Source organism: Spiroplasma sp. ChiS, assembly GCF_002968355.1.
In the GTDB taxonomy this organism is placed as follows: domain Bacteria; phylum Bacillota_I; class Bacilli_A; order Mycoplasmatales; family Mycoplasmataceae; genus Spiroplasma; species Spiroplasma citri.
Genome location: NZ_PUUH01000001.1, coordinates 1 through 13,673, shown reverse-complemented (window position 1 = coordinate 13,673; position 13,673 = coordinate 1). Strand labels below are relative to the sequence as shown.

The 13,673-nt window shown below is 31.5% G+C and carries 7 protein-coding genes and 1 pseudogene; 1 reads left to right on the top strand and 7 read right to left on the bottom strand.

Annotation, left to right across the window (positions count from 1 at the left end):
- Positions 1–102: 102 nt before the first annotated feature.
- The 7 genes from C6B38_RS00040 to rpoB form a co-directional block, all read right to left on the bottom strand.
- Positions 103–717 (bottom strand): LemA family protein, encoded by a 615-nt coding sequence (locus tag C6B38_RS00040; RefSeq protein ID WP_105298172.1) that lies wholly within the window; start codon positions 715–717, stop codon positions 103–105.
- 111 nt (positions 718–828) lie between these two features.
- The gene (gene tuf / locus C6B38_RS00035) at positions 829–2,019 is read right to left on the bottom strand and encodes an elongation factor Tu (RefSeq protein ID WP_105298171.1); all 1,191 of its coding nucleotides are present in this window, start codon (positions 2,017–2,019) and stop codon (positions 829–831) included.
- 118 nt (positions 2,020–2,137) lie between these two features.
- Positions 2,138–4,219, bottom strand: coding sequence for an elongation factor G (fusA, locus tag C6B38_RS00030; RefSeq protein WP_105298170.1), 2,082 nt, complete (start codon positions 4,217–4,219; stop codon positions 2,138–2,140).
- Positions 4,220–4,240: 21 nt separating this feature from the next.
- On the bottom strand, positions 4,241–4,708 hold the full coding sequence (rpsG, locus tag C6B38_RS00025; RefSeq protein WP_105298169.1) for a 30S ribosomal protein S7: 468 nt from the start codon (positions 4,706–4,708) through the stop codon (positions 4,241–4,243).
- Between the two features lie 25 nt (positions 4,709–4,733).
- Complete coding sequence (gene rpsL / locus C6B38_RS00020; protein WP_071890501.1) at positions 4,734–5,156, bottom strand: 30S ribosomal protein S12; 423 nt, start codon at positions 5,154–5,156, stop codon at positions 4,734–4,736.
- A 134-nt stretch (positions 5,157–5,290) separates the two neighbouring features.
- Positions 5,291–9,043, bottom strand: a complete 3,753-nt coding sequence (rpoC, locus tag C6B38_RS00015; RefSeq protein ID WP_105298168.1) for a DNA-directed RNA polymerase subunit beta' — start codon at positions 9,041–9,043, stop codon at positions 5,291–5,293.
- 14 nt (positions 9,044–9,057) lie between these two features.
- The gene (rpoB, locus tag C6B38_RS00010; protein WP_105298167.1) at positions 9,058–12,966 is read right to left on the bottom strand and encodes a DNA-directed RNA polymerase subunit beta; all 3,909 of its coding nucleotides are present in this window, start codon (positions 12,964–12,966) and stop codon (positions 9,058–9,060) included.
- 165 nt (positions 12,967–13,131) lie between these two features.
- Here rpoB and C6B38_RS00005 point away from each other — a divergent pair.
- Positions 13,132–13,673: pseudogene (locus tag C6B38_RS00005) on the top strand (hypothetical protein); the annotation flags it as partial.

Here is a 13,673-nt window from a genome sequence, read left to right as displayed (position 1 = left end):
AAAATCATGTTCAACAATTGTTTCTAAATCTGATTTAATTATTTTTATTTTATCCTTTTATATTTTTTTAATTAATTAAAAAATAGAATTAAACCAAAATAATTATTGGCCTAAATCTATTTTAACATCTTGGCGGTCAGCAACATTAGCTTCAAAGTATAAGAATGTACTTAATTTTAATGAACTTGCCGTAACATTTGATGGCCATGTTTTTAAACTAGCATTAAAGTCACGAACTGCTGAATTATAAAAACGTCGTGCAGCTGCAATATTATCTTCACAATCTCTAATTCCTGCTTGTAATTGAATTACACTGTTATTAGCTTTTAAATCTGGATAATTTTCTAATAATACATTAATTTTACCTACTTGGCTTGTAACAGCATTATTAATTTGATCTAATTCCTTAACATTTAAGTTTTTATTTGCTTGACTACGCAGTTCTACAACTGCTGATAAAGTATCTTTTTCATATTTCATATATTGTTTTGTGCTATCAATTAATTTTGTTAACATATCAACTCTTCGTTTTAATTGAACATCAATATCAGAAGCTGTTTCTTCAATTTTTTCTTTATTTCTAATTAAATTATTTCTTAATAAAATAAATAAGAAAATTGGGATAATTAAAATAAATGAAATGTATACAAAGAATTTTCCTCAAAAACTACTTGTTGCTGGAACTTCTGCATTATTAACTGTTGGATTATATCCCATTGTTAGTACTCCTTTCAGAACTTACTTAATATTATATAAGAAAAAAATATAAAAACGAGATTAATTCTATTAATAAAAAAATAACTCAAAGCGAGTTATTTTTTAATGTTATTATTTACTAATTGAAACAACTGTTCCGGCACCAATTGTACGTCCACCTTCACGAATTGAGAATTTTGTTCCTTCTTCAATTGCAACTGGGGCAATTAAAGCAACTGTCATCTCAACATTATCCCCTGGCATAACCATTTCAACACCACTTGGTAATTTAATCGAACCTGTAACATCAGTTGTACGGAAGTAAAATTGTGGACGGTAGTTTCCGAAGAATGGTGTATGACGTCCACCTTCTTCTTTTGTTAAAACATAAACTTGTGCTTTAAATTCTTTATGTGGTTTAACTGAACCTGGTTTAGCAATAACTTGTCCACGTTCAACATCACTACGATCAACTCCACGTAATAAAACCCCAACATTATCTCCAGCTTTAGCATCATCTAATAATTTTCTAAACATTTCTAAACCTGTTGCAACAACTTTTTTAGTTTCGCTTTTTAATCCAACAATTTCAACTTCTTCATTAACTTTAACAATTCCACGTTCAACACGACCTGTTGCCACTGTTCCACGACCTGTAATTGTGAAAACATCTTCAACTGGCATCATAAATGGTTTTGCAGTATCTCTTTCTGGTTCAGGAATTCATTTATCAATTGCATCCATTAATTCCATAATTTTTTCTTCTCATTGAGCATCACCTTCAAGAGCTTTTAAGGCTGAACCTCTAATAACTGGTGTTTTTTCTCCATCAAAACCATATTCACTTAATAGATCTCTAACTTCCATTTCGATTAAATCCATCATTTCAGTATCGCCATCCATCATATCACATTTGTTTAAGAAAACAACCATTTTTGGTACACCAACTTGTCTTGATAATAAGATATGCTCTCTTGTTTGAGGCATTGGACCATCTGTTGCCGCAACAACTAAAATTGCACCATCCATTTGCGCAGCACCAGTAATCATGTTTTTAACATAATCGGCATGTCCTGGACAGTCCACATGCGCATAGTGTCTTTTATCAGTACGATATTCAACGTGTGAAGTATTAATTGTAATTCCACGCTCTTTTTCTTCAGGAGCTTTATCAATATTGTCATATTTTTGGGCTTCTGCAAATCCTTTTTTAGCTAATACAGTTGTAATAGCTGCTGTTAAAGTAGTTTTACCATGGTCAACGTGACCAATTGTTCCAGCATTTACGTGTGGTAAACTTCTATAAAATTTTTGTTTTGCCATTTTAATCTTTTCCTCCTATATTTTTAATTAATAGACAAATGTCATAACTATTGTAAATTAATTCTTTTTACTTTGCAATCTTTTTTTAGTAATGGTAGATTAAACCATTTTGTAATAATTAGTCTGTTGATTTTCCTATTTTTTTAATAATTTCTTCAGTAATTGACTTTGGCGCTTCTTGGTAATGTGAAAACAACATTGTATAAGTTCCACGTCCTTGGGTAAAACTTCGTAAGTCAGTTGCATATCCAAACATTTCTGATAATGGAACTTTTGCCTTTACAACTTGGGCATTTCCACGTTGATCATTTCCTTCGATTTGACCACGACGTGAAGATAAGTTTCCCATTACATCCCCATAGTATTCTTCTGGAACAGTAACTTCAACAGCCATAATTGGTTCTAAAATAACTGGTTTACATTTTTTAGCTGCTTCTTTTAATGCTAAACTAGCAGCAAACTCATAAGCCATTTGTGATGAATCGACATCATGGTATGACCCATCATATAACGTTGATTTAATATCAATCATTGGATATCCTGCTAATTTTCCTGTTTGCATTGATTCTTCTAATCCTTTTTTAACTGAACCAATGAATTCTTTTGGAATTTTTCCACCAACAATTGCATCAACAAACTCAAATCCTTTATCATGATTTGGTTCAAACTTGATTCATACGTGTCCGTATTGTCCACGTCCTCCTGATTGTTTAATGTATTTTCCTTCCACTTCAGCACTATCTTTAAATGTTTCACGATATGAGACTTGCGGTGCTCCAACATTGGTTTCCACTTTAAATTCACGTTTCATTCGGTCAACTAAAATATCCAAGTGTAACTCACCCATTCCAGCAATAATTGTCTGTCCTGTTTCTTCATCTGTTCATGTTCGGAAAGTTGGATCTTCTTCTGCTAATTTTTGTAATGCTAAACTCATTTTTTCTTGGTCAGCTTTTGTTTTTGGTTCTAAAGCTAAGTTAATAACTGGTTCTGGGAAAACCATTGATTCTAAGATGACTTCGTTTTTCTCATCACAAAGTGTATCTCCCGTTGTTGTTAATTTTAAACCAACTGCTGCTGCAATATCACCAGCATACACTGCTTCAATTTCTTCACGATTATTAGCATGCATTTTTAGCAAACGACCAATGCGCTCTGTTTTATCTTTTGTTGAGTTTAAAACAGAACTTCCTTTTTTTAACACTCCTGAGTAAACACGAAAGAATGTTAATTTTCCAACAAATGGGTCTGTCATAATTTTAAATGCTAACGCTGAAAATGGTTCACTATCGTCAGCATGACGTTCAACTTCGGTTCCATCTTCTAGAACACCTTTAATTGATGGAATATCAAGTGGTGAAGGTAAATAATCAATTACCCCATCCAGCATTAATTTAACTCCTTTGTTTTTAAAAGCACTTCCACAAAAGACTGGGAAAAAATCACCAGTTAATGTTGCATCACGAATTGCACTTTTAATTTCTGGAATCGAAATATCATTCCCATCCAAGTATTTTAACATTAACTCTTCATTAAAGTTAACCGCTGCTTCAATCAATTTCATACGGTATTCTTCAACTAAGTCTTTTAAATCATCTGGAATTGGAATTTCTTTTGCTTCTTCGTTTGCTGCTGCGCCATCATAATGATAAGCTTTTCGTTCAACGATATCAATAATTCCTGTAAACTGATCTTCAGCTCCAATTGGAATTTGAACTGGATGGGCATTAGCTTGTAAACGGTCATGAATTGTTTTTACTGAGTATAAAAAGTCAGCTCCAATTTTATCCATTTTATTAACAAAGACAATCCGTGGTACACCATAAGTTGTTGCTTGACGTCAAACCGTTTCTGTTTGGGGTTCAACTCCTGATTGCCCATCAAGGACAGCAACTGCCCCATCTAATACTCGTAATGATCTTTCTACTTCAACAGTAAAATCAACGTGTCCTGGAGTATCAATAATATTTAAACGCATATTTTTTCAAAACGCCGTTGTTGCTGCAGAAGTAATTGTAATTCCACGTTCTTGTTCTTGAGCCATTCAATCCATTTGACTAGCTCCATCATGGGTTTCACCAATTTTATGAATTTTACCAGTATGGAACAAGATGCGTTCTGTTGTTGTTGTTTTTCCAGCATCAATATGTGCCATAATTCCAATATTTCTCGTATTTTCTAGAGAATATTCTCTTGCCATTTTTCTTTTCCTTTCTATTTTTTATCAACGATAATGAGCAAAAGCCTTATTAGCTTCCGCCATTTTATGAGTATCATCTTTTTTCTTAACTGCTCCCCCAATTCCATTTGAAGCATCAATAATTTCATTTGCTAAACGATCAATCATACTTTTTTCATTACGTAATCTTGCATAATTAATTAATCATCTTAATCCTAATGTAACTTTCCGCTCTTCATTTACTTCGATTGGAACTTGGTAATTAGATCCTCCAATTCGGCGAACTTTTAACTCTAAATGTGGAGTAATATTTTCAATTGCTTTATTAAAAATTTCTAACGGTTCAGTCTTTGTTTTTTCTTTAACAATATCAAATGCTCCATATAAAATTGTTTGAGCAACTCCTCTTTTTCCATCAATCATAATTTTATTAATTGCACGCGTTACTAATTTTGAACTATAAATTGGATCTGGTAAAACATCTCTTTTTTCTGCTTGGTGTTTACGCATCGTAATAATCCTCCTTTCTGTTTAATTAAGCTTTTGTAGCTTTTGGTCTTTTTGTTCCATATAATGATCTTCCTTGTTGGCGTTTATTAACCCCAGCAGTATCTAAAGTACCACGAATAATATGGTAACGAACCCCTGGTAAGTCTTTAACCCTTCCCCCACGGATTAATACAACACTATGTTCTTGTAAGTTATGTCCTTCACCAGGAATATATGCTGTTACTTCCATTCCGTTTGTTAAACGAACACGAGCATATTTTCGTAATGCTGAGTTCGGTTTTTTTGGAGTCATTGTTGCAACCCTTGTACAAACACCTCTTTTTTGTGGTGCCTTAACATTAGTAGGTTTTTTTTGTAAAGAGTTTAGCCCTCTGTTTAAAGCAGGAGCTTTTGTTTTTCACACTTTATCTTTACGTGGTTTACGCACTAATTGATTAATTGTTGGCATTAAACTTTCTCCTTTCTGTTTCACATACCCGAGTGTATCAAAGAATACAATCCATATATAATATTACATAAAAAAAAAATTTAAGTCAATATTTATCCGCAATATTCCCAAGAAAAAAAGACCATATGGTCTTTTTAATATTCTTCAGCTTTCGCTGCAATTCCGGCCGTAATAATATCTTTTGGATTTTTTAACCCTGTTCCAGCTGGAATTAAATGTCCTAACATAATGTTTTCTTTTAATCCTTCTAAACAATCAACTTTGCCTTTAATAATTGCTTTAACTAATACTCGTGTTGTATCTTGGAATGACGCTGATGATAAGAATGATTCAGATTCTAATGGCGCTTTTTTAATTCCAAAAATAACATGTTTTGCCGTTGGCGGTTTTTTCATTGAACGAACAGCGTTAATTGTTTCATTGCGATAACGTTTAACCGTTACAATTTCCCCTGGTAATAATTCAGTATCACCAGCATCAATAATTTTAACTTTATTCAACATTTGTTTAATAATAATTTCAATATATTTATCAGAAATTTCAATTCCTTGTAAACGGTAAACTCGTTGCACTTCTTTTAAAATATAATTATGAACATCTTCAATTTTGGCAACTTCTAATAATTCTTTAATTTTAATTGAACCTTCAGTCAATTTTTGACCACGAACAACTTTATCACCAATTTTGATTCTTAAAACAGCATTATATTGTGTTTTATATTTTCGTTCATCACTATCTGATTTAACATAAATTGTATGAATTCCACCTTCTTCACGAATGTCACTAATTTTTCCATCAATTTCAGAAATAACAGCAATTGATCCTTTTGGTGTGGTTACATCTAATAATTCTTTAATCCGTGGTAACCCTTGGGTAATATCAGTTCCCCCAGCCACACCACCAGTATGGAATGTTCGCATTGTTAACTGTGTCCCTGGTTCACCAATTGATTGCGCAGCGATTGTACCAACTGCTTCACCAATTTCAACTTCCATTCCTGTTGCAAGGTTTTTTCCATAACAACGTTGACAAACACCTTTTTCTGCTTCACAAGTTAAAACAGAACGAATAATAACTTCCTTAATATCATTATCAACAATTTTTCTACTATCTTCTTCGCTCAATAATGTATTAGCAAGAATAACTTCACCATTTTTTAATTTAATATCTTTTAAATTATAGCGACCAACTAAGCGGTCAAATAATGGCACAATAATATTAGCATGTTTTTGTTCAATAATATCTGATACAACAAAACCACGACGAGCATTACAGTCCTTCATTGTAATAATAATTTCTTGCGAAACATCAACTAATCGTCTTGTTAAATATCCCGAGTCAGCTGTTTTTAAAGCAACATCCGCCATTCCTTTTCGCGCCCCATGGGTTGAAATAAAGAATTCTGACACTGTTAAGCCTTCACGGAAAGAAGACTTAATTGGTAATTCAATAATATCTCCTTTTGGATTATTCATTAATCCCCGCATCCCAACTAATTGGGTAAAGTTTGAGACATTTCCCCGTGCACCTGAATCGGCCATCATAAAGATTGGATTTTTTGGGTCTTCACGTAAAACATGTTCTAGTTCAGTTTGAATGTTATCTTTAACTTTTGATCAAACACTAATAATACGGTGTTGTTTTTCACGACTTGTTAACATTCCCATTTTAAAGTAATCATTAATTTCTTTTACTTTTTGATCTGCCGCTTTAAATTCTTCGTTTTTTTTGTCGTATACTTTAACATCGCCTGCTGATACTGTTACACCCGATTTCCCTGAATATTTGAAACCAAGGTTTTTCATGTTATCTAACATTTCAGCCGTCTTATTAGCTCCATATTGTTTAAAGTAGCGATCAATAATATTTGATAAATCTTTTTTCTTAAACGGTGAATTAACTTTTCAAGTAGCTAAGTATTCAACCAAGTTAACATTGTCTTTAATTAATGAGCGCGCTGGTAATGCTGTTAAATTTTCAATATTAGGTTCATTTAAGTATGGAAACTCTTCTTTAAAAATTTGATTAAAAATAATTTTTCCTGGTGTTGTAATAATATAATCTTTCATTTGTTCTGAATTGAATTTTTTATTTACAAAACCAGCAACAGGGATGAGAACTAAAGCATGCAAAGCGACAGCTCCAGTTTCATATGCAATAACAGCTTCATTTAAATCTTTAAAGATTGTTCCTTCTCCTAATTGTCCTTTTTCTTCATAGGTTAAATAGTAATTCCCTAAAACCATATCTTGGGTTGGTGTAACAATTGGCTTACCATCTTTTGGACCTAAAATATTTCGACTTCCTAACATTAAACTTCGTGCTTCAGCAACTGCTTCTTCTGTAATTGGTACATGAACCGCCATTTGGTCACCATCAAAATCAGCATTAAAAGCAGTTGTTACTAATGGATGTAATCTAATTGCTTTCCCCTTTACTAATTTTGGCTCAAATGCTTGAATTCCTAATCGGTGTAAAGTTGGTGCACGGTTTAATAACACTGGCCGACTTTTAATAACTTCTTCTAAAACTTCTCATACTTTATCGTCTTGATTTAAAATTAGTTTTTCCGCAACTTTAATATTTGCTGCTAAACCATCTTTAACTAATTTGCTAATAACAAATGGTTTAAATAATGTAATAGCCATATCACGTGGTAATCCACATTGATACATTTTTAAGTCAGGACCAATTGCAATAACTGAACGTCCTGAATAGTCAACTCGTTTCCCTAATAAATTTTGACGGAAACGACCTTGTTTCCCTTTTAAAATACTTGTTAATGATTTTAATGGGCGTTTATCTTTTCCAGTTACTGGTCGCGCTTTGCGTTCATTATCTAATAAAGCATCAACGGCTTCTTGTAGCATCCTTTTTTCATTATTAACAATAACACTTGGTGCTCCCATTGCTTTAACTTTTTTTAATCGTTCATTTCGAATAATAATTCGACGATATAAATCATTAATCTCTGATGTTGTAAAACGACCACCATCTAATTGAATAATTGGGCGAATATCAGGCGGAATTACTGGTACTGCTCGTAAGATCATTCATTCTGGTCGTGAACCTGATTTTTTTAACGAATCTAAAACTTCTAAACGTTTCATTAATTTATTTTGATCCAATTGTGTTTTTTTATCTTTTAAATCTTGCTTAATTTTTTCAATTTCATCATCAATGTTTAAGTTTTTTAATAATACTTCCACCGCTTCTGCGCCAATTCCAAAGCGTGCATTAGTATGGCGATTAATGAATTGGGCACATTCATCCATTGAAAATGGTAACGAAGTATTTTTTAAATCTTCAATCATTGTTTCTCCCACTTCATAAGCAATTGTGTCAGGTTCTAGTGTATCCAAAATTTCACGTAATGTTTTTGTTAATCGTTGACGTGTTTGGGCTGATGTTTTAGCATTTCCTAAATCTAATACCATTTTTTGTTTTAATGATTTTGCATCACCAGCATCTAACACAATATATGAAACAAAGTAAACAACTTCTTCAAGTTCTTTTGTCTTCATATCTAAAATTAAAGCAATCCGACTTGGTGCTGCTTTTAACATTCAAATATGTGTCACTGGTTCTTCTAATTCAATATGTCCCATTCGTTCACGACGAACAATCGCTTCAGTAATTTCTACACCACAACGTTCACAAATTTTTCCCTTATTTTTTGATTTTTTGTACTTCCCACAAGCACACTCAAAATTCTTGGTTGGGCCAAAAATCTTTTCATCAAATAATCCATCACGTTCTGGTTTTAATGTTTTATAATTAATTGTTTCTGGTTTTTTTACTTCCCCAAATGACCAACTGCGAATATCATCGGGGTTTGCTAAGCCGATTTTAATCATACGATTATTTTTTTCATTATTTTCAATCATTTTTTTCTTCCCCCTTAATCTAATTCATCTTGATCATTAATTTCATCAATCTCATTGTCAATGTCATCAAGTTCATTATCATCTAAGTTATCTACCAAATCAAAACTATCTTCAACTTTAACAAAGTCCTCTAAATGTTCTTTTTTTTGTGGTTCACGATTAGTACTTAAAATAAAATTATCAATATCAAATTCATCTTCAAATTCATCACAATCTGTTAATAAATCTTCATCAACATAATCTGCTTCATCATAACTCTTAATATTTTTAATATTTCCTTTTTCATCAATCATATGAATATTAAATCCTAACCCTTGGATTTCACGAGTTAGGACATTAAATGATTCTGGAATCCCTGGTTCTGGAATCTTTTTATCTTTAACAATTGATTCATATGCACGTGTTCTTCCTTTAATATCATCAGACTTAATTGTTAAAATTTCACGCAATGTATGGGCTGCACCATAAGCTTCTAATGCTCATACTTCCATTTCTCCAAAACGCTGTCCCCCATTTTGAGCTTTTCCTCCTAATGGTTGTTGCGTAATTAATGAATATGGTCCGACATTTCGCGCATGTAATTTATCATCAACCATGTGTGATAATTTCAACATATACATTACTCCTACCGAAACTGGATTATCAAATTTTTCACCTGTTCGACCATCAATTAAAACTTCTTTCCCAAAGTTTTTCATTCCTGCTTTATCCATAATTTCAATTAATTCTTCATTTATCATTCCATCAAAAACAGGCGTTGAAATTTTTTGTCCCAACTTTTTTGCTGCCATTCCTAAGTGAATTTCTAACACCTGTCCAATATTCATCCGTGATGGTACCCCCAATGGATTTAACATAATATCAACTGGTGTTCCATCTTCCATATGTGGCATATCTTCCAATGGTAAAATTTTCGAAATAACCCCTTTGTTTCCATGACGACCAGCCATTTTATCTCCTTCTTGGATTTTTCGTTTTTGAACAATATAAATCTTAATAACTTCTAAAACATCAGCTGATACTTCATATTTTTCTCGTGGAAAGCGTTTAATTGCTTGAATAATTCCTTCACCACCATTTGGAACTCGTAATGAATTATCTTTAACATTTTTTGATTTCTCACCAAAAATTGCTTGCAATAATTTATCTTCTGGTGATAATTGGGTTTGTCCTTTTGGTGTTACTTTTCCAACTAAAATATCACCTGGTTTAACTTCTGTCCCAATAATAACTAATCCATCATCATCTAAAAATTTGCGTGCATTTTCAGAAATATTAGGAATCTCACGCGTAATTTCTTCTGGCCCTTGTTTTGTTTGACGACGTTCAATTGTATATTCTTCAATATGAATTGATGTAAAAACATCTTCTGATACTAAGCGTTCTGAAACAATAATAGCATCTTCATAGTTGTAACCATTTCATGTTGTAAAAGCAACTACCACATTTTGTCCTAAGGCTAGTTCCCCTTTATCAATTGATGGCCCATCAGCTAAAACCTGTCCTTTTTCAACTTTTTGTCCTTGACGCACTAATGGCACATGAGTTAATGATGTCCCTTGGTTACTACGAACAAAAGTGTCTAAATTATAATTTTTTAACCCTTCTTTTGTTTTTAAAACAATTCTTGTTGCATCAACAAAATCAATAATTCCATCATATTGTGAAACAATTGCTAATCCCGAGTCACGAGCAGCAGCATATTCAACTCCTGTTCCTACATATGGTGAATTTGGCGCAATTAAAGGAATTGCTTGTCGTTGCATATTGGCTCCCATCAAAGCACGATTGGCATCATCATTTTCTAAAAATGGAATACAACTTGTTGCAATTGAAACAATTTGTTTTGGTGAAACATCAACATAGTCAACATCATTTCGTCCGGCAATAATATTTTCTCCTTGGAAACGTGCAACCACTTGTTCATCTAAAATTTCACCCTTATCACTTAAACGAATATTAGCTTGTGCAACAACATAATTTTTTTCTTCATCCGCTGTTAAATAATCATTTTCCATGGTAACTTTGCAACCAATAACACGGCGATATGGTGTTTCAATAAAACCATATGAATTAATTTTGGCATATGTTGCTAAGTTATTAATTAATCCAATATTTGGTCCTTCTGGTGTTTCAATTGGACAAATACGACCATAATGTGAGTAGTGAACATCTCGGACTTCTAATCCAGCACGTTCTCTTGATAGTCCTCCTGGCCCTAGGGCTGTTAATCGACGTTTATTTGTTAATTCAGCTAAAGGATTTGTTTGATCCATAAATTGTGATAACTGTGATAAATTGAAAAATTCCCCAATAATCGCTGATAATGGTTTATTATTAATAATATTTGAAGGTTTCATTTTAAATAAATTTGAAGTTGACATTTTTTCTTTAACATTTTTTTCAATTCTTAGTAATCCAATTCGAAATTGATTTTGTAATAATTCCCCAATTGTTCGGACACGACGATTTCCTAAATGATCAATATCATCAACTTCCCCAATTCCATCTGTTAAATTTAATAAATATGAAAATGTTGCCAAGACATCAGGAACTGTTACATATTCATCAGTTGCATTAGGATCAATTCCAATAATATTTGCCACACGAGAACGAACTTCATTATCAACATATACTTTAATTTTTTGAATTTTATTAGAACAAATAATTTCATCACTAAATTTAACTTCTTGTAAACAAGCACCTGCTTTTAAAATTCCTTTTAACTTGTTAATAGATTCTTTATCCATTAAAGTTCCTTCGGTAAAAACAACTTTACCATTTACATCTTTAATGTCTTCAGCTAATATTTTGTTATAAATTCGGTTTTCAACTGATAATTTTTGAATTAATTTAAAACGTCCTGCTTTTGTTAAATCATATTTACGTTTATCAAATAATAATCCATATAAATATTTTGTCGCACCATCTGGTGTTGCCGTTTCTCCTGAACGAATTTTTTTATAAATTTCTTGAACAGCAATACTTTGGTCATATAAAATATCACCTGTATAAGGATCTAATTCGTAAGTACTTTTTACTAATTTATTATCGCCAAAAATATCTAGGGCATATTCTTTAATAATTCCTAACGCTGTTAAGAAATTAGCAACCGATACTTTTCTAGATTTATCTATTTTTACATAAAAAACATTCTCAAATTTTTCTTCTTTTCCAACTTTAATTTTTTTATGATCTGATTCAAATTCTAACCATGTTCCTCGTGACGGAATTAAATCAACATAATAAACATTTTCTCCATTTTTACGATTTAAATCAATTTTATAATATGCTCCGGGTGAGCGAACTAATTGTGAAACAACAACTTTTTCTGAACCATTAACAATAAAAGTTCCTTTTCTTGTCATTAGTGGAAAATCACCAAAAAAGACTTCACCTTCTTTTTCAATTGTAATATCAACAATTAGTTTATCATCTAATCTTTCTTTAATTGTTACTGTACATGTTGCTATTTCATCGCCAGAATGAATATCATAATAAATAACATCAGTAGTTTTTTTTAAAATTGTAATCATATGTCCAACACGTTCTTCAATTCACGCTTTAATTAATTCGGGTTCTCCCTTAACAATTGCTTTTTCAACTTCTACATCTTTTGAATTAATTGTTAATTTTAAATTTGAATAAATTGGTGCTTCAAAAATTTTTGACTCATCTTTTGCTTGAGAAATTGTTCTTCGTGACTCTCTAAATTCTCAATCTAACATCTCTAAAACAATATTTCCTTCATGCCCAACAATCGGAAATACCTCCCGGAACACTTCGCTAATCCCTGTTTTTTTGAATCAATCATATGTTTCAGTTTGAATTTCAATTAAGTTTGGTAAATCTAAATTCCCACTTACTTTTGTGTAATCAATTCTTTTAGCGTAATGCCCAAATTCTTTTTCTTTTAATGCCATTAATTATTAACCTCACTTTTCACAATATACGCTTATAAATTTTATATTGGTTTGAGACAAAAGTCAATTCTTTTTATTAAAAATTATCATTATCTTGTGATAATTTCGTAATAGTTATCTAGCAAAAATTTCGCAATTATTTATATTATTAATTTGGTGATAACTATGGAAAGAAAATTAACAATGACAGAAAAACATAAATATAAAACTATTGGAAAAGTTATTAATAATGAAATAACAAAAAAACGTGCTGCTAAAATTTTAGATTTGTCTATTCGTAGAATTGAACAATTAATGAAAATTTATGATACACAAAATATGACTTCCTTTGCCCATCATTCACGTGGTAGAACAGCATATAACAAAACAAAACCAGAAATTTGTGAAAATATTCTTAATCTTTACAAAACTAAATATATTGATTTTAATTTTATACATTCTATTCGTAGAATTGAACAATTAATGAAAATTTATGATACACAAAATATGACTTCCTTTGCCCATCATTCACGTGGTAGAACAGCATATAACAAAACAAAACCAGAAATTTGTGAAAATATTCTTAATCTTTACAAAACTAAATATATTGATTTTAATTTTATACATTTTAAAGAAAAATTACTTGAAAATGAAAAAATAAAAATTTCTTATTCAGTTTTGTACAACTTAATGTCTCTAAATCAAATAAAATCTCCTAGAAAACAGAA